Raw genomic sequence first — 18,807 nt, forward strand, 5'->3', positions numbered from 1 at the left:
GTACGCTTCTATGGCTTATTTTGAAATCTCTAAGAATGATGAGATGGCAGAAGATTATCCACGAGCCTTTAGAGATGCTATTAAATATGGTGGTAAGGCAAGGAGATATGATAAAGAAAATGAATACATGCCTGATTTTGACCGATACTTAAGTGAGCTGAAGGCAGAGGTGATGCAAGAGGCTAAATTTTATTACGAAACGGAGAATTACCGAAAGAGCACGACCTTTGCTAAGAACGTTCAGCGACTTGATCCTAATGATGTGAGTGCCATATTGCTAAAGGCAACGGCAGAGTGGAGGAGTAAGAATGTATACCAGGCAGAAACTACCATTGAAGAAGCAAAAGAAGCGCTTAAGGCTTTCACTCCTTCTTCGGTTTCCTCAGAAGGAAAGCCTGCTTATCGATATGCCGTAATGGAGTTTGCCAAGCTTATGAAAGAAGAAGGCAGAAAAAGTGATGCTACGCCTTTCATAGATGCGATGGAGCCATTACTTGGAGAAGACAAGGAGTTTGCAAATTTTGTGGCTTCGTATTAAGAAATAGTTTATTGTGAAATTAAAGAGGATGATGACGGGAGCCGCTGTCCTTTTTTTACGAGCAATTTTTCTTTAATGGATTGCGGGATAAAAACCTAATCGCAGTTTTCACATCGACTGTTTAAGGTTAGATCTGTAAAGTTCATTTTTCGAATGGGATTGGTTTGGCTTTTCCCACCTAACCCATGCAGGGAATCAAACTCATGCCGCTTCTATCGCTTCGGCGATTTTTTATTCAACCGCCTTGCCGCTTTCGGCCATTCAGTTAAATAAAAAACCCTCTGAACGCATTTGCGTTCAGAGGGTTTGATCATCAAGTGGAGCCGGAGGGATTCGAACCCTCGTCCAAGCATGGGACTATCTAGCCTTCTACGTGTGTAGTCCAATATTATTTTTCGACGAAGAGCCGGCATCGAACAGCCTACTCAGCGCTTAGACCTAATTCAGCTTCGGGAGTGCATCAGGTCACTGCACCCCCTAGTCTTAAAGATTGATACCCAGATTTCAGCCTATATAAGACGGATAAGCTGAAGGGTACTCGTTCTGAGCTACTGTACTTCACTTCAGAATTAAACTTTATAGTCTTAGACTATTAAGCTGCGAGAGCGTAATTGTTTTCGCCATTTATAGGCTTGGAAATTGATTTGTACGAGCAAACTTCCAACGCTCGACACGCTTACCAAACAACCAACTCATGTTGTCAAAACCGGTCGGCCCCATATTTCAAAGAATTACTTTGTTTAAGCAAAAACCATCCCAAAGGTTGATTTTATTGCGATCAGCAAAGGTATATGACATTTCGTCATTATCCTACCTTTTCTCGATACGTTCTATCTTGATTGGTCCAAGCTTAATTCGAACACGTTTCACCTCTGCTTTCTCTTCAGGCTGTTCTTCATCGAATTGATCGCTCAGTCCGTCGTAAAGCTTTTTTCCCAAATATCCCGCAAATGCGAGCAGTCCATCAACCTCTTCCGTCGATTCTGTTACCTCTTGCTTAACGGGTATGGTATCCTTTTCAGCAAGGTTTTGCCCCTTGCTTAGCAAAGAGCAGAGCAGAGCGAAGCACAGAATAGTGAAGGTTCTCAAAAGCATCTGATGGTGGAATTCAAAAGTTGGACGAATTACCGGATCAAAAGTTACTCTATTTTATGAAAGGTATAAATTCATCTATAAGTTGTAGAGGGGAACGGTTAAGTTTTATCGACTATTTCAGAGGCTTTTTTGCCCGATGGGAAAAGCCTAAATTTGCACCTCTCAAAAAATCGACCATTATGACTAAAATCGGCATTATCAGAGAAGGAAAAACTCCACCGGACAAGAGGGTTCCGTTAACTCCTGCTCAGTGTAAGCTTTTAATGGAGAAGCATTCTGATATTGAGATTTTGGTAGAAACAAGTCCTATTCGCGCTTTTAAAGATGATGAATACAGAAGCGAGGGAATTGAAGTAGTGGAAGATTTGAGTGAGTGCTCAATTCTCCTTGGTGTAAAAGAGGTGCCATTCGATATGTTGATTCCCAATAGGACGTATTTCTTTTTCTCCCATACGTACAAGAAACAGCCATACAATCGAGATTTATTGAGAACGATATTGGATAAAAAAATCCGGTTAATTGACTACGAGGTATTGACTGATGAGAAAGGAAGACGACTGATCGGTTTCGGAAGATATGCGGGAATTGTTGGAGCGTACAATGCTCTCCTTGCTGCGGGTAAAAAATTTCAACGATATGACCTCAAGCCAGCATATGAATGTGAAGACAGAAAAGAGGTAGAGCGCGAATTGAAAAAGATTGATCTTCCGAATGGGTTCAAAACAGTGATTACAGGAAAAGGTCGAGTGGCGGGCGGAGCAATGGAGATTTTAGATTCTGCCGGGATTCGAAAGGTGTCGCCAAAAGCCTTTCTCGAGCAAACCTTTTCTGAGCCGGTATACACTCAACTGGGTGTGCAGGATTACAATAAAACCAAAGACGGCTCAGAATTCAAAAAATCTGACTTTTACTCATTTCCCGAAAGATTTGATTCAGACTTCGCCAAATATTCAGAAGTAGCAGATATGTATATATCTTGTCATTACTGGGACTCTAATGCCCCATTTATTTTTACACGCGAAGATGCTAAAGAAGACTCTTTCAATCTAAAGGTAGTAGCCGATATCAGTTGCGATATTGACGGACCAGTAGCAAGTACTTTAGAACCTTCAACCATAGCAGATCCGCTTTATGGCTATGATCCTTCAGAAGAAGAAGTAACTGATTTTATGGATGAGGCAGCCATAGGGGTAATGGCAGTCGATAATTTGCCCTGTGAGCTTCCGAAAGATGCTTCCGAAGATTTTGGACAAGAGCTGATCAACAATATCTTTCCTGAATTATTGGAAAACAAGAATTCCTCTGTGATCAGAAGAGCAACTCAAACCAATTTGGAAGGAAGTCTGACCACTGAGTTCGAGTATCTACAAGATTATGTCGAAGGGAAAGAGTGAATTAAACGTTTTTTAGATCGGAGATGGTCTGTGTTGGGTTATCTGATCCGAAAACGAAACTCCCGGCTACCAATACATCTGCACCTGCTTCGATCAGCTTTGGCGCGTTGTCAAGATTCACGCCTCCATCAACTTCGATTTTAGCTTTCGATCCTGATTTTTCAATCAAGTTTCGGGTGCGTTCAATTTTGCGGTAGGTATTCTCTATAAATTTCTGCCCACCATATCCGGGATTTACAGACATGATCAAAACCAAATCAATGTCGGTAATGATATCTTCGAGATCGTTGACCGCAGTGTGTGGATTGAGTGATACTCCTGCGCTCATTTCCTCTGCTTTGATGGCTTGAATGGTTCTGTGCAGGTGTGTACAAGCTTCCAAGTGAACAGTTAAGATATTGGCTCCGGCTTTCTTGAATTGGCTGATGTACTTGTCGGGATTGACGATCATCAAATGCACGTCCATTGGTTTGAGCGTGTGCTTATTGATCGCCTCCATTACAGGGAAACCGAAGGAAATATTTGGAACGAAGACTCCGTCCATCACATCAATGTGAAACCAGTCAGCCTCGCTCTCATTGAGCATTTCAATATCTGTTATGAGGTTGGCGAAATTTGCCGAAAGAACTGAAGGAGCTATCAAATGTCCCATGCTGTTTTTTTTGCAAAGGAAATAAAAAAGGGGGTGATGACACCCCCTAATATTTGTTGTTTGATTGATTGCTATCCTAAGTATGAACGTAGCATTTGACTACGCGAATTGTGTTTGAGTCTTCTCAAACCTTTTTCTTTGATCTGTCTTACCCTTTCCCGAGTGAGATCAAACCGATGGCCTATTTCTTCCAGAGTTAGTGGATTCTCTCCTGTCAACCCGAAGTAGAGTCGAATTACATCCGCTTCTCTTGCTGTAAGGGTGTGAAGAGATCTTTCGATTTCCATTCCCAATGATTGCGAGATCAAATGATCGTCTGGTTTTGGATTGTCAGCGTCGTTATATACTTCGTACATATTTCCCGACGCATCATCATCAAATCCCAAAGGCGCATCCATACTGACCGCCTTATTGGCATTTTTCAAAGACTGCTGAACTTCTTCCAGAGTCATTTCCAGACATTCCGCAATTTCCTCACTCGTTGGGGGCCTTTCAAATTCTTGTTCCAACTTGGCAAAAGCCTTATTGATCTTGTTGACAGAACCTATTTTGTTCAATGGCAATCGAACAATTCTGGCCTGCTCGGCCAATGCTTGCAAGATTGATTGACGAATCCACCATACTGCGTATGAAATGAATTTGAATCCGCGAGTTTCGTCGAAGCGCTGAGCAGCTTTGATCAAACCGAGGTTGCCTTCATTGATCAAATCAGGAAGGGTTAAGCCTTGGTTTTGATATTGCTTCGAAACGGATACAACAAATCGCAAATTGGCCTTTGTTAGCCGTTCGAGTGCTTCGTGATCGCCCTTCTTTATTCGTCGTGCTAGTTCTACTTCCTCTTCAGCAGAGATCAGTTCTACACGGCCAATTTCTTGAAGGTATTTATCGAGAGAAGCGGTTTCGCGATTGGTGACTTGTTTCGTGATTTTAAGCTGTCTCATGAAAGTGTTCTACAAGTGTTTTATCAAAAAAAATATCGTCTGATATAACGACACCCGCCGATTTTTAGTTACAAAAAATCAAGCGGGTGTCAGAACTTGTAGTCGTAAGTCGCTCTATTTCAGAGCACTTTCGGAGAAATCTTAAAAACTTCTCTTTTAATCGTTTCTTTCCGGTTTTTCGAGTAATACTTTTCGAGAAAGTTTGAGTTTACCTGTCTTAGGATCCTTTCCGGTCACTTTAAATTTGACCATTTCACCCTCTTTCAAGACGTCTTCCACTCTCTCTACCCTTCCCCATTCCAGTTCAGATATGTGAAGTAATCCATCCACTCCGGGAACCACCTCAACAAATGCCCCATAAGGCATGATGGTTTTCACCTTTCCTTCATATTCTTCTCCTACTTCTACGGTCGGAGGGAATGCGATATCTCTCACGCGCTTTTCAGCTGCATCGATATCTTCTTTATTGCTGGAAACGATGTCAACCTTTCCTCCTTCAGGAATCTCTTCAAGAACGATTTCAGTGTTGGTTTGCTTCTGGATATCCTGAATGATTTTACCACCGGGTCCGATTACAGCACCTATCATATCCTTAGGAATGATAAACGATATGATGCGAGGAGCATGTGGTTTATAATCAGCATTTGGAGTATCAATGGTTTTAAGCATTTCACCAAGAATATGTGCACGTCCGTCGCGAGCTTGGTAAAGAGCATTTTTCAATATTTCGAAACTTAACCCTTCCACCTTTATGTCCATTTGACATGCGGTCAATCCTTTAGAAGTACCTGTTACCTTAAAGTCCATGTCTCCCAAGTGATCTTCGTCTCCGAGAATATCAGAAAGCACTGCGTACTTGTCGCTGTCAGGATCCGTGATCAATCCCATGGCGATACCCGATACGGGTGCTTTGATTTGAACTCCACCATCCATCAATGCCATGGTTCCTGCACAAACAGTTGCCATAGAAGATGAACCATTTGATTCGAGGATATCACTTACCAAACGGATAGTGTATGGATTTTCAGGTGGCTTTGGAAGCATACCTTTAAGTGCGCGCAAGGCCAAGTTTCCGTGTCCGATCTCCCTTCTTGAAGTACCGCGAATTGGGTAAGCCTCTCCCGTAGAGAATGGTGGGAAATTGTAGTGAAGCAAGAAATTTTCAGTCCCTTTAATCAAGGCTCCGTCAATCATTTGCTCATCCATTTTCGAACCAAGTGTAAGCGTAGTCAAAGACTGAGTCTCACCTCTGGTAAAAAGAGAAGAACCGTGTGTTCCAGGTAGGCAGTCAACTTCCGACCAAATAGGACGAATGTCAGTAGTAGCCCTTCCATCCAATCGAATTCCTTCGTTGAGGACTAAGTCTCGGATGGCTTTCTTTTGGGCTTTTTTGAAGTATTTCTTAATCAATTCACTTTTTTCCTCAAGTTCTTCTTCAGAGAACTTTGAAGTGAATTCTTCTTTTACTTCAGAGAAGGCAGCGCTTCGGTCTTCTTTACCGAGTTGCTTTTTAGCTATATCGTAGCATCCTTGGTAGCAAGCATCCATTACCTGCTTAGCCAATTCTTCGTCATTTGTTTCATGGCTGTACTCACGTTTTGGCTCAGACTTGGCTACCATCGCGCCAAATTCCTTAAGGGCTTGACAGTGAACTTTGATAGCGGCATGAGCAGCTTCGATAGCGCTCACCATTTCGTCTTCAGACACTTCGTCCATCTCACCCTCTACCATTACGATACTTGATTCAGTACCTGCAATGATCATATCCATATCACTTCCTTCAAGCTCTTCGAAAGTAGGGTTGATAATGAATTTTCCATCTTTTCTTCCTACGCGCACCTCAGAAACGGGGCCGTTGAATGGAATATCAGAAACTGCTAGTGCAGCTGATGCCGCTAAACAAGCCAGTGCATCAGGCATATGTTTTTGATCAGATGACATCAAAGCCAACATAATCTGAGTTTCTGAGTGGTAGTCGTCATTAAACAACGGGCGCAACGCACGGTCTACAAGACGCATGGTTAAAATTTCATTGTTGCTCGGACGAGCCTCTCTTTTGAAGAATCCACCAGGGAATCTTCCCGTCGAGGCGTACTTCTCGCGGTAATCAATTGTAAGGGGAAGGAAGTCAATTCCTTGCTTTGCTTCTTTGTTGGAAACAACAGTGGCAAGGAGCATAGTATCTCCTACTCGTAGCATCACAGAGCCATCGGCTTGTTTTGCTAGTTTACCTGTTTCCAGAGTAATGGCCTTTCCATCACCAAGGTCAATCGTTTTACTTTTTAAGTCGTAATTCATCTTTTGTTTGTGTGTATATATTTAAGCAAAAAGAGGCAATAGTCCCTTTGACATATTGCCTCTTTAAGTGTTTTATAATCGCTTCGTTAAGAACAATTATTTTCGGATTCCAAGTTCCTTAATAATCGCACGGTAGCGAGTAATGTCTTTCTTGATTAGATAGTCAAGTAGGCTTCTTCTTTTTCCTACTAGCGCTACAAGAGCTCTTTCTGTATTGAAATCCTTTCGGTTTTTCTTCAAGTGCTCTGTTAGGTGATTAATTCGGTAAGTGAATAGAGCGATCTGCCCTTCTGTTGAACCTGTATCAGATTCAGACTTACCGTGTTTTTTGAAGATTTCTGCCTTCTTTTCAGGTGCTAAATACATTCCTAAATTTCTTTAAATGTTAGTTATGCGAATAAATTGCGGGTGCAAATATAGACTTTATTTTTGGCTTTCCTTCTGTTTCTCAAACATTGATAAGGTGAGCGATAACCTTTCTTTCAAGTTGTGTCGATGGATGATATAGTCCAGGAAGCCATGCTCTAAAAGGAATTCACTTCGTTGAAAACCTTCGGGGAGGTCCTTTCCGATGGTTTCTTTTACAACTCTTGGTCCCGCAAAGCCAATGAGAGCATTTGGTTCAGCAATGTTCAAGTCACCCAGCATGGCAAAACTAGCTGTGACTCCTCCTGTGGTTGGATCCGTAAGTAAGGAAATATACGGTTGTTCTGCTTCACTAAGTAGGGTGAGCTTTGCAGAGGTTTTAGCCATTTGCATCAGTGAAAATCCTGCTTCCATCATTCGGGCACCACCTGATTTTGAAATCAAGAGAAACGGACATTTTTTATCAATGGCTTTGTCAATGGCACGAGATATTTTCTCCCCCACGACTGAACCCATTGAACCTCCGATGAAGGCAAAATCCATACAAGCAATCACCAAATCTCTTCCTTCAGACTTTCCATAAGCCGTTCTGATAGCATCTTTCAATCCCGTTTTCTTCTGCCCGGCCTTTATTCGATCAGGATACTTCTTGGTGTCTTGAAATTTCAGAGGATCTGCTGAAGACATGCTTCGATTGAATTCTGTGAACTTTCCATGATCAAAGAGCAGAGCAAAATACTCGTTACTACCGATGCGATCGTGGTGATCACAATTGCTACACACGTAAGTGTTTTCAATGTGCTCATCCATGCTCACCACAGTGCTACAATTGGGACATTTGTACCACAGACCTTCGGGGGTTTCCTTCTTGTCTTTGGTTGATGTCGTAATACCTTCTTTGATTCTTTTAAACCAACCCATGTTGTTCCAATCTTAGGACAAAACTATAAAAAACTCGTTCGCCAAATATTAAAATGGATAGCCGATACCAATATTCAGATTCCATTGCCAGCGGTAGTAGGAGAGTTGAGGTAAATCGTTGTCTCCTGCATTAAGGTCGTCAATGTACGCGTTGTATTTGTCTTTTGGCTGAATAAGCCATCGTTCACCGGGATCGAGCGAAGGATCTTTAATCTGAAGGCCCAAGTCAAGTCTGATCAGGAAAAAGTCAAAATTGAACCTGGTCCCCGCACCTGCACCCACTGCTATCTCACTGACGAATCGATCAAACTCGAATAGCGCTCCAGGACGTTCAGTTTCATTTCCCATGATCCAAATGTTACCTGCATCAACGAATAATGCCCCTTCCAAAATATCAGTAATGTCAAAGCGGTATTCGATATTGGCTTCGATCAAAATATCTCCGATTTTATCAAAGTTTTGGACAGGATCACGGTAACTACCCGGCCCTAATGTCCTTGCTTGCCAAGCGCGAATCCCATTAGCCCCACCAGCAAAAAAGCTCTTTTCAAAGGGTAGGACATCTAAGTTTTCTAGTGGAATTCCTACTCCAGCCGAGACGCGATAGGCAGTACTCATCTTTTCATTCGGGACATTATAATACCTGAAGTCGTGTACTGTTTTGACGTATTGAGCGAATGGAATCCCCAAGGCTTCATAACTTCCATTTTCATTCTTTGGTGCATTTGAAAGGTTGTAAAGCCCTCTGAGCATTGTTCCGGCTGATTCAATTTCTCCACGGTAGAAATAAAGATTCCTTTTGGGGTTGTCTCGTCTTTGCGTATTCAGAACAAACGCTACCCTTGTGCTTTGAATAAAGTGGTCTTGGAAACTATTTGTCAAAAAGGGATCATTAATTTCCTCAAGTCGTTCGTCAAATTCGGCAGAACGATCAATCTTAATCAAGCTCAATTCCAACGGACTGATCTGCCATTCTTTCGTTACCGTTTCATTCCAGCGATATAAAATCGATCCGAACGATCTTGTTCGTATGTAGTCAGGTCTTCTTTGGTAAGAGAGGTTTGTGATCAGTGTCGTTCTTGGATTAGCTGACTTTGCGAATCTATCGGTGCTGAAGGGAACCAGGAACCTAGGGAAGGTGAGTGAGATTTGAGGACCGAATTCAAGGGTGTTGAAGGCAAGACCTTGTCCAACTTCATTGTCGGTTCCTGATTCTGTTAGTAGTTGCTGGGCTTCAACGCCTCCGCTTATTTCCATACTCAGCACCTCCGCTCCCCCAAAAATATTTCGATTTCGGTAGCCAACAGCTCCTGAAATTCCTAAAAAACCACCTTGGTTCGTCCCGTTCCATTCCAAGGAGAAATTCTGTTTTGCCGCAGGAGACAGACCTATATTGACATTCAATAAACGGTTTTCGATATCATCGCTTACCGGCTGAAATTCAATGGATGCGGCTCTTACTATAGGTAGTGTACTCAAGCGGCGGTAAGTCCTCGTTACCTTGTCCAGTTCGTAATATTCGTTCTGATCGAACATGATATTTTGGCCTATGATTTTAGGTTTGACCTTCAGCTGATTTTGATCTATTATGCGGTAGTTCCTTAAAATGATGGTGTCTGATGTAAAAACTTCTTTGCCCCTTAAGAAGGGACGGTCTATTACATTGATTTCATTCAGCTTGTACCGCTTGTAGGGTTCCACTATCAGTGAATCAGGATTATCTTCATACGGAACTTTTCTTGGTACGATACCCAACTGCAAGTGAACTGAATAACTACTTTGAGCCGAGTCCACATCAAAATAGATAAGGTCTTTGTGGAAGTCATAATAACCTCTGTTTCTAAAAAAGGCAGTGATTTTTTTTCTCTCTTCATCCAGCTGCTCAATATCAAATCGGTCTCCTACTTTTACTTTTTTTCCTTTTGACCTTGACTCGATTGTCAATTGCATCAGATAATCATCAGGGATATTAAAGGAAAGACTGTCAATTAAATAAGGCTTTTTGGGCTCAATGAGGTATACTGCCGTTTTCATCTGTTTCTTCTCTTTTGTCTTTATTTGAGAGGAAACTTCTGCATTGAAATATCCATGCTTAACCAAAAAGGTCTGGATTTGGGCAGTACTTTTGTCTACTAAGGTTGAGTCAAATACTATAGGTGGTTCTCCGACGGTTTCTCGCCACCAGGAGCCAAAAGGCTTGAGCTCTTTTGGGTCTTTTCCTTTTTCTATTCGCTTCTGATTCTTTTTTTGAAGTTTTTTCAGCCTTTTCTTATTCCTTTTTTCAAATTTATCGGGATTGGGAACATTGTAGGCCCATAAATAAAACCGCGCTCCCAAGATTTTTCTGTTGGGATCCTGCCTGACTACTTCCTTTAAATCATCCTTATCTATCTTTGGCTCCTCTTCAAATTTAAATTCGTTCTTTTTTAAGAGGTATTCGTCGTTTGCCAGGCGCTTTGTGGGATTGCATCCAAAAAGGAGTGCCATACCAAAAAGCATGAGAATATTGATCGGCCTTCGCAGATGCTTAAGGAACAGAACAGAAAGGAAGCTGGAAATATGACCGACCATTTATCGAATAACCGCATGAAGTTGGTGAAATCGCTTCAACAAAAAAAATACCGCGATGAACATGGGCTTTTTTTAGCGGAAGGAGTCAAGCTGGTGAATGAAGCCATTCACTCGTTGGCAAAGTTAGAAATGATTGTTTATGCCTGCGATGAGGAAGAGCTTCCATTTGAAATACCTGCCAACAGTTGGAGAGTTTCGTCAAAAGATTTGGGAAGAATGTCAGCTCTTAAAACGCCTAATCGAGTTTTGGCAGTTTGTCACCAAGACTGGCCTCGGAAGGAGGTGGCTGAAGGTTGGATAGTGGCGCTCGATCAAATTTCTGATCCTGGAAACCTGGGGACTATCATTCGTATTTGTGACTGGATGGGTGTTGATCAGATCGTCTGCGCTATGGATAGTGTCGATGTTTTTAATCCCAAAGTGGTGCAGGCCAGCATGGGAAGTATATTCCGAGTAAACGTATCCTACGCTCAACTTGAAGAGTATCTTGAAAAGAGTGATTTGGAGACTATTCTGGAAGCCGATATGTCAGGTGATTCCGTTTACAAATTTAATTTTCCTGAAAAAGGAATTTTGGTGATGGGATCAGAATCTCACGGTTTGCGATCTGAGATTGCCGCCAAGTGTACCGGGAAAATCAGCATTCCTCAATTCGGGGGTGGTGAGTCATTGAATGTGGCAGTTTCTACCGGGATCCTATTATCTCACCTTAGGAAGTAGCATTTACTTTGGCTGCGATGTTCTCGGCGATATTCATTCCGTCAATGGCCGCCGATACGATTCCACCTGCATAACCTGCACCTTCACCTCCGGGAAAAAGTCCTTTTATCTGCGGGTGCTCCAGGAATTCATTTCTGGGAATTCGAACGGGAGATGAGGTTCTCGATTCAGTTGCTACTAATACTGCTTCGTTGGTGCCGTAGCCTCTCATCTTTTTGCTGAAAGCTTTCATGGCTTCCGCCAAACGTCGGTGAACTGTAGCTGGCAAAAACTCGCGTAGATCAGTAGAATTCAAGCCTGGTTGATAACTGCACTTGGGCAGATCCTTAGAGACTTTTTTACTAGTGAAATCCATCATACGCTGAGCGGGAGCCACTTGCCCGCCACCTCCTGCTATCCAAGCGGACCGTTCTACCTTTTGTTGGTATTCAAGGGCTAGTAAAGGGTTGTTTGTGGCCTTTGGGTCATACTCTGCTTGAGTAATGCTTACTACCATTCCGGAGTTTGCGTACGGATTATTCCGTTTTGAGGGCGACCAGCCGTTGGTGACGATTTCTTCGGGAGCAGTGGCACAGGGAGCGATAATTCCTCCTGGACACATACAAAATGAATACACCCCTAATCCATCCACTTGATGCGTGAGAGAATAGGATGCAGGAGGCAGAAATTGACCTCTGTCTGCACATTTGTATTGAGCTTGATCGATAATGGCCTGCGGATGTTCAATTCGCACTCCTAAGGCGAATGGCTTGGATTCAATTAGAATATTTCTGCGATAGAGTAGCTTGAATATATCTCTCGCCGAATGGCCTGTTGCTAAAATCAGTCGGTTACAATTCACCCATTCGTCGCCGTTGAGGCAAATGCTTTTTAAGGTGCCATCTGCTGTTTTCAAGTCGGTCAGCTTGGTGTTAAACCGAACTTCTCCGCCGCAATCCTCAATGAATTCGCGAACCTTCGTGATCAGCTGAGGTAACTTGTTCGTTCCGATATGTGGATGAGCTTTGACCAAAATATCGGGAGATGCACCAAAAGCTACCAAGAAGTTCAGCACTTCGTTTACACTGCCGCGTTTCTTTGACCGTGTGTATAGTTTGCCGTCGCTGTAGGTCCCGGCTCCACCTTCACCAAAGCAGTAATTCGATTCGGGGTTTACGATTTGCTCCTTATTGAGTTTTGCCAAATCTCGCCTTCGTGTTCTCACGTCTTTGCCACGCTCTATAATGATGGGTTTCAAGCCGCGCTCTATGAGTCTAATCGCAGCAAATAGGCCGCATGGCCCGCTACCGATAACGAAGACTTCGGTAGCATTTTTGACATTCTTGGCTATCGGTTTTTGCACCTCCGGCGGATGGTCTCCCACGACACATCGCAATCGAATAACGACTTGACGTTTTCTGGCGTCAATGGATTCTTTCAATACATAGAACGGATCGCCTGGTTTCTTCCCGCTTTTTACAAGCTCCCGTTCTAAAACGTCATGATCATTGACCTCATGAGGAAAAACTGAAATATCGTAGATGTCGGACATGATTAACCTTCGAAGGTGAAAGAAATCATGAAGGTCCGGCTTCGCAGACCTTGAAGAGGAGCTGAGAATTGCGTATCTTCTTCTACCAAAATATTTGGGATTCCTACAGCCATTTTGAGTTCTATTCCAAATTTAAAATAGGGAAGAAAAAAGTCCATACCACCGCCAAATTCCATCATAAAGTCATCACGACGAGCTTTTACGATGATTTCTTCAGCTATGGCATTTTTCACATCTTTCTCAGATTGCATATTCAGCCGGTAGCGGCCACCCACCAAGACGTACGGCGCAATGTTATTCAGTCGATCCGTTCTGAATTTAAAATTTACAGGAAAATCAATATAGGTGAATTCGATCCGTTTTTCGTAAAAGGTGCTGCTGTCGGCATTGGCATAAAAATCATACTCCAATACACGGTCTTCAAAGCTCAACGTAGGTAAAAAACGAAGGCTGATATTCTTTGTGAAATTTACCGAAGTGATGATCCCTAAATTAAAGCCTGGAGCATTTCGACTATTGACCGCGAGAAGAGAATCTTTAAAGCCCGTGTAAGCCTTTCTATCAATGTAAACATCGGCAGTGTTGAAGCCTAGCATGAAGCCAAAGTGGTACTTCTTCTTATCAAAGCTTCCCAGATTTTTTGGCTTGTAGCCTTTCTGGGCTAATACTGCTGTCGCAGTTGAAAGTAAGATAAGTATGAGTAGGCCTTTTTTCATATCAACGAATCCAGAACGAAATTAGGCAAATATTATTTCCAAGCCGTATAGATGGATGCTATTCCGCCTGTCACAGTCTTTTGATTCGACTTTGTAAATCCAGCCTCGGCCAGCACTGCTTCAAACTCTTTTCCTTCCGGGAAAGCGAGCACTGACTTCGGTAGGTATGAGTATGCTGCCTTATCCTTGGAAATCGCCTTTCCGAAAAGGGGCATAATGTATTTGAAGTAACCGAAATAAATTTGTTTCAAAGGGAAATGCTTAGGTTTTGAAAACTCCAAAACAATGGCTTTTCCGCCTGGGCGAAGAACGCGTTGGATTTCTTTTAAACCCGCAAGTAAGTCCTGGAAGTTTCTTACACCAAAACTCACTGTTACTGCGTCGAAACTGGCGTCTTCGAACGGAAGATTCTCCGAATCGGCATTGAGAAATGTCATTTTATCAGACATTCCCCTTTTGTTGATCTTCTTCCTGCCGATTTCCAACATGCCATCTGAGATATCAATCCCAACGATCTTATTGGGATTCAATTTCATTGCCTCAAATGCAAAATCACCCGTTCCTGTGGCAACATCCAGAATTTCTTTGGGTTGATCTTCCTTCAGGATTTTGATGGCTTTTTTTCTCCACTGCTTGTCAATTCCTAATGAAAAGAAGTGATTCAAAAAGTCATAGCTACCCGAGATATTGTTGAACATCTCTGCGACTTGTTGCTTCTTCGAGTCGGACGTTTCGTAGGGAGTAACCGTATCGTGCTTCATCATAACGTTTCCATAACAAAGGGAGAGGATTAAAGTTTCTGCAAATGGAGCTTTGCCTCTCTCAGCAACTGATTGCGATCGATAGGTACTACACCTACACGCTCACAAACAAGGCCACCGGCCAAATTGGCCAAAGCCGCTAAGAAAGCCGAGTCAGTGTTTTGGGCTAAGCAAAGGGCCGCCACAGAAATCACAGTGTCGCCTGCTCCCGACACATCCGAAATGTTTCTGATATGCGCAGGAATGCGGTTTTCCTTATCGCCATCCTTTACGTAGACACCCTCTTCGCTTAGCGTGATAAGTGAAATTCTATTGTTGATTTCAGCTTCTAGTTGATCGACTGCTTGGCGAAGAGCTATTTGGTCTTTTTTGTCAAATTCTACTTTAAGGCCTTCTCTAAGTTCTTTTAAGTTTGGCTTATAAAGTGTCACTCCTTTATAGCTGAAGAAATTGGCTTTCTTAGGATCTACGGCAGTTGGAATGCCGGCATTCGAGCTAAGTGCTATGGCACGAGAGATGACATTCGGTGTAAGTAAACCTTTGTTGTAATCCTCAAAAATCACCACGTCGGGTTTCTCCACGCGAATAATGACTTCGAGGTTCTCTAAGAATGCACGTTCTTCTTCTGCCTCCAATGCTCTCGTTGATTCTTCATCCACGCGCACAATGTGTTGATGCCCGCTGATTACTCTTGACTTTACTGTAGTAGGTCGAGCAGAAGAGTAGACAACACCTTTTGAAGAAAGTCCACGTTTCTCAAGAAGTTCAGCAAGTATTTCTCCTTTGGCATCTTTTCCCGCAATGGCACATACAATAGGGTGTGCGCCCATCGCGGCAACGTTCAAAGCGACATTTGCCGCACCTCCCAATCTATCCTCTCGCTCGGTTACCGTAATTACGGGGACGGGAGCTTCAGGTGAGATTCGATCAACCTTTCCCCAGAGGTAAGCATCGATCATGACATCGCCTATTACCAAGACTCTTAAGTCGTTGAAACTCTCGAATAGTTGATCGATACCTTGAGAAGTCATACTAGCTAAGTTTGTTCAATGCTTCATTCATGCGTTTCGCTGCCTCTTCCAGCTCGGCTTGAGATGCAGCATAAGATAGACGCAAGCATTCAGGAGAACCGAATGCACCGCCGCTTACAGTAGCTACGTGAGCTTCACTCAAAATGTATTCGGCTAGATCATCACTGTTGTTAATCATTGTTCCGTTATGGCTTTTGCCAAAGAAGTTTGATACACGAGGGAACATGTAAAATGCGCCTTTCGGTTGATTTATCTCAACTCCATCGATCTCGGAAAGGAGTTTTCCAAATAACTCACGTCGCTTTAGAAAAGTTGCCTTCATTTCGCCTGCCACAGAAGGATCTGCATCAATGGCAGCTTTTGCGGCACGCTGAGATATTCCCGAAGCACCGGAAGTGAACTGACCTTGAAGCTTGTTACACGCTTTGGCAATCCATAGTGGTGCGCCGATGTAGCCTATTCTCCAGCCCGTCATGGCAAACGATTTTGAAACTCCGTTTACAGTTACAGTCTGGTCGTAGATCTCGGCAATTGAACCCAGGCTAAAGTGATTTTCCGTGTAATTGATGTGTTCGTAAATCTCATCGCTTATCGCGATCAGGTTCGGGAAGTCTTTGATCACATCGGCCCAAGCTCTCAATTCAGCTTCGCTATAGACCGAACCACTTGGGTTGCAGGGTGAGCTAAAAATTAGCATCCGCGTTTTATCGTTCAGATTCTTCCTTAGAGTCTCCGCCGAAATCTTGTAATCATCTTCAATCGAAGTCTCAACCACGACAGGAGTAGCCCCTGCCATTTTTACCATCTCAATGTACGAAACCCAATAGGGAGCGGGTAGCAAGACTTCATCACCTGGATTTACTGTAGCTAAAATTACATTGATCAACGACTGTTTAGCCCCCGTTGAAACAACAATTTGATCAGGGCTATAATTGAGGTGATTGTCTCTTTTGAATTTCTTGCTGATCGATTCGCGGAAGTCGGCGTATCCCGGGACAGGCATATAATGCGTGTAATTCTGATCAATACCTTCTTTCGCCGCGTCTTTTATGAAAACGGGAGTGTCGAAATCGGGTTCACCCAAACTCAGGCTAATTACAGATACACCTGATTCTTTTAATTCTCGGCTCTTGCGGGCCATCGCCAGCGTAGCTGATTCGCTAAGGCGCTGTAGAAGGTTAGAAACGTTTTGGTTCAGACTCATAGTTTTGAATGCTTTTAAGGGGTCAAACTGATGTTTTCGCTGTGTAAACCACGAGCGCTTCTTTTATAATATTGATGGCCTTTTTCAAGTCCGATTCATTGAGTACATAGGCTATGCGCACCTCTTGCTTTCCCAATCCTTTGGTGATGTAGAATCCCGTTCCGGGCGCCAGCATAACGGTTTCCCCATCTATGCTGAAGGACTCTAATAGCCAACGGCAAAAATCGTCAGAATCTTCAATGGGTAACTTAGCTATACAGTAGAATGCACCTCCAGGCTTAGGGCAAATCACTCCTGGAATCGCATTCATTCCTTCTACCAAAATATCTCTTCGCTTTTGGTATTCTTCAATCACATCCTCAAAATAGGAGTGCGGGGTTTCCAACGCAGCCTCGGCAGCAACTTGACCTAGTGTGGGAGGGCTAAGTCTGGCCTGGGCAAATTTCATAGCGAGCCTTCTTACTTCGCTATTTCGTGTGATCATCGCTCCAATTCGAGCTCCACACATAGAGTAACGTTTTGATACACTATCGATGAGGATCACGTTTTCGTCCATGCCTTCCAGATTGTATACGCTAAAAGGAGTTGATCCTTCATAGCAAAATTCACGGTACACCTCATCGGCGATGAGATAAAGGTCATGACTCTTTGCCAAATTGGCAATCGCCTGAATGTCTTCCCGACTGTAAACGGCTCCCGTTGGATTACCCGGATTGCACAGAACAATTCCCTTTGTGTGCTCGTTGATGAGTTTTTCAAATTCAGAAACGGGAGGAGGAGCAAAATTGTCCTCAATTTTGGCTGTGATCGGCTTCACATGAACACTTGCCATTGTGGCAAAACCGCTATAGTTTGCGTAATAAGGTTCAGGAATAATTACTTCGTCTCCTGGGTCAAAGCAGGTCATCATGGCAAAAACCAATGCTTCGGAGCCTCCTGTTGTGATTAAGATTTCTTCTGTCTTCACAGGAATACCTTGGCTTTGGTAATAGGTTGCTAGTTTTTCGCGGTAGCTCGCGAAGCCTTCTGAGCTGGAATACTCAATTACATCTCTTTTGATGTTTCGAAGTCGATCCATAACCACCTCAGGCGTTTTAATGTCGGGCTGTCCGATATTGAGGTGAATGACTTTCTTCCCTTCAGCTCTGGCCTTTTCGGCAAAGGGCATTAGCTTCCGAATAGGTGATTCGGGCATCTCAAAAGCTTTCTGCGATAACTTCGGCATTGTTTAGTGATTTAGGGGCACAAAAATCCGAAAAATTCGGGCATAAAAAAACCGCCTTGGACAATCTATCCAAGGCGGCTATCTATGGTCTATGTATTTGACTGGTATTTGGCATTCGTCAGCAGGGCTTTCGGCTAAAGCTGACTGCCTTTAATTGTAAAAAAACCTCCTCGGACTTTTATCCAAGGAGGTTTTGCGTTTCTAGTAATTGTCTCGTCTGAAAATTTCGTTAGCAAGGAGCATGCAATTTTGAAAATCAAGGAGTTGACAAGTGTCAGAGACTGTTCTCAAAATAAGTGCAACGCCGATAACGGGCTTTATTGGTAGACAATTTAGTTTGCCATTGGAGCACCTTCCTGCTTTTTCACAGGCATACTCTCTGTATTCTCAGAAGCCAATACTTTACCTTTAATACGTACTACTGTAGTCGGGTTAGTTACTGCATTAGAAGTAATTGTAACTGATTTGTTGATGGCTCCAACACGCTTGGTGTCGTAACGTACAGTCATTACTGCTGACTCTCCCGGCATGATTGGTTCTTTTGGCCACTCAGGTACAGTACATCCACATGATCCCTTGGCACGTGAGATAATCAAAGGCTCACTACCTGTGTTGGTGATTGCGAATTCGCAACTCCCATTGGCACCTTGTTTAATCGTTCCGTAGTCATGAACTTCTTTGTCAATAGAAATTTCAGGTCCACCTGTTACCGCTTTCGCGTCTTGAGCGTATCCTCCCATTACTGTGAAGGCAACTACTGCGAGTGATAGTAAGAATTTTTTCATTTGTCTGTATTTTTATTGTTTGCCTGATAAAAGTAGATGAAGTACTCTCATTTGTTAA

At 43.1% G+C, this 18,807-nt stretch carries 17 protein-coding genes and 1 other RNA gene; 3 read left to right on the forward strand and 15 right to left on the reverse strand.

The window, feature by feature from the left end:
• A partial coding sequence (locus O3Q51_00005) for a hypothetical protein (protein MCZ4407170.1) occupies positions 1–538 on the forward strand: 538 nt, incomplete at its 5' end.
• 315 nt (positions 539–853) lie between these two features.
• Here O3Q51_00005 and ssrA read toward each other — a convergent pair.
• Positions 854–1,256: a transfer-messenger RNA gene (gene ssrA / locus O3Q51_00010) on the reverse strand.
• Between the two features lie 92 nt (positions 1,257–1,348).
• On the reverse strand, positions 1,349–1,633 hold the full coding sequence (locus tag O3Q51_00015; GenBank protein MCZ4407171.1) for a hypothetical protein: 285 nt from the start codon (positions 1,631–1,633) through the stop codon (positions 1,349–1,351).
• A gap of 179 nt (positions 1,634–1,812) precedes the next feature.
• Here O3Q51_00015 and O3Q51_00020 point away from each other — a divergent pair, with 179 nt between their 5' ends.
• The gene (locus O3Q51_00020) at positions 1,813–3,027 is read left to right on the forward strand and encodes an NAD(P)-dependent oxidoreductase (protein MCZ4407172.1); all 1,215 of its coding nucleotides are present in this window, start codon (positions 1,813–1,815) and stop codon (positions 3,025–3,027) included.
• A gap of 1 nt (position 3,028) precedes the next feature.
• On the opposite strand, the gene rpe is transcribed toward O3Q51_00020, so the two are convergent.
• The 6 genes from rpe to O3Q51_00050 form a co-directional block, all read right to left on the reverse strand.
• Entirely contained in the window at positions 3,029–3,679 is a 651-nt protein-coding gene (gene rpe, locus O3Q51_00025; protein ID MCZ4407173.1) for a ribulose-phosphate 3-epimerase, read from the reverse strand.
• Between the two features lie 71 nt (positions 3,680–3,750).
• On the reverse strand, positions 3,751–4,620 hold the full coding sequence (locus O3Q51_00030; GenBank protein ID MCZ4407174.1) for a sigma-70 family RNA polymerase sigma factor: 870 nt from the start codon (positions 4,618–4,620) through the stop codon (positions 3,751–3,753).
• Between the two features lie 156 nt (positions 4,621–4,776).
• Positions 4,777–6,918: a polyribonucleotide nucleotidyltransferase gene (locus tag O3Q51_00035; protein ID MCZ4407175.1), complete on the reverse strand. Its 2,142-nt coding sequence runs from the start codon at positions 6,916–6,918 to the stop codon at positions 4,777–4,779.
• Between the two features lie 96 nt (positions 6,919–7,014).
• Positions 7,015–7,284, reverse strand: coding sequence for a 30S ribosomal protein S15 (gene rpsO / locus O3Q51_00040; protein MCZ4407176.1), 270 nt, complete (start codon positions 7,282–7,284; stop codon positions 7,015–7,017).
• A 57-nt stretch (positions 7,285–7,341) separates the two neighbouring features.
• Positions 7,342–8,205, reverse strand: coding sequence for an acetyl-CoA carboxylase, carboxyltransferase subunit beta (gene accD / locus O3Q51_00045; protein MCZ4407177.1), 864 nt, complete (start codon positions 8,203–8,205; stop codon positions 7,342–7,344).
• Positions 8,206–8,253: 48 nt separating this feature from the next.
• The gene (locus tag O3Q51_00050; protein ID MCZ4407178.1) at positions 8,254–10,692 is read right to left on the reverse strand and encodes a BamA/TamA family outer membrane protein; all 2,439 of its coding nucleotides are present in this window, start codon (positions 10,690–10,692) and stop codon (positions 8,254–8,256) included.
• 72 nt (positions 10,693–10,764) lie between these two features.
• Here O3Q51_00050 and O3Q51_00055 point away from each other — a divergent pair, with 72 nt between their 5' ends.
• The gene (locus O3Q51_00055; GenBank protein MCZ4407179.1) at positions 10,765–11,496 is read left to right on the forward strand and encodes an RNA methyltransferase; all 732 of its coding nucleotides are present in this window, start codon (positions 10,765–10,767) and stop codon (positions 11,494–11,496) included.
• Here the strand turns inward: O3Q51_00055 and O3Q51_00060 are convergent.
• From O3Q51_00060 to O3Q51_00090, 7 genes are all read right to left on the reverse strand, one after another.
• Positions 11,486–13,027 (reverse strand): FAD-dependent monooxygenase, encoded by a 1,542-nt coding sequence (locus O3Q51_00060; protein MCZ4407180.1) that lies wholly within the window; start codon positions 13,025–13,027, stop codon positions 11,486–11,488. The two genes, O3Q51_00055 and O3Q51_00060, sit on opposite strands and share 11 nt — an antisense overlap.
• Positions 13,028–13,029: 2 nt before the next feature.
• Positions 13,030–13,743, reverse strand: coding sequence for a porin family protein (locus tag O3Q51_00065; GenBank protein MCZ4407181.1), 714 nt, complete (start codon positions 13,741–13,743; stop codon positions 13,030–13,032).
• A gap of 32 nt (positions 13,744–13,775) precedes the next feature.
• A complete protein-coding gene (ubiE, locus tag O3Q51_00070) occupies positions 13,776–14,504 on the reverse strand; it encodes a bifunctional demethylmenaquinone methyltransferase/2-methoxy-6-polyprenyl-1,4-benzoquinol methylase UbiE (protein ID MCZ4407182.1) in 729 nt (242 codons plus the stop codon).
• Positions 14,505–14,533: 29 nt separating this feature from the next.
• Positions 14,534–15,535 carry a bifunctional ADP-heptose synthase gene (locus tag O3Q51_00075; GenBank protein ID MCZ4407183.1) on the reverse strand — a complete coding sequence of 334 codons (1,002 nt, stop codon included), beginning with the start codon at positions 15,533–15,535 and terminating at the stop codon, positions 14,534–14,536.
• A 1-nt stretch (position 15,536) separates the two neighbouring features.
• The gene (locus O3Q51_00080) at positions 15,537–16,739 is read right to left on the reverse strand and encodes a pyridoxal phosphate-dependent aminotransferase (protein ID MCZ4407184.1); all 1,203 of its coding nucleotides are present in this window, start codon (positions 16,737–16,739) and stop codon (positions 15,537–15,539) included.
• A gap of 22 nt (positions 16,740–16,761) precedes the next feature.
• The gene (locus O3Q51_00085; GenBank protein ID MCZ4407185.1) at positions 16,762–17,964 is read right to left on the reverse strand and encodes a pyridoxal phosphate-dependent aminotransferase; all 1,203 of its coding nucleotides are present in this window, start codon (positions 17,962–17,964) and stop codon (positions 16,762–16,764) included.
• Between the two features lie 332 nt (positions 17,965–18,296).
• Entirely contained in the window at positions 18,297–18,749 is a 453-nt protein-coding gene (locus O3Q51_00090) for a DUF1573 domain-containing protein (protein MCZ4407186.1), read from the reverse strand.
• Positions 18,750–18,807: the final 58 nt, after the last annotated feature.

This window comes from Cryomorphaceae bacterium 1068, from assembly GCA_027214385.1.
Taxonomy (GTDB): domain Bacteria; phylum Bacteroidota; class Bacteroidia; order Flavobacteriales_D; family Cryomorphaceae; genus JAKVAV01.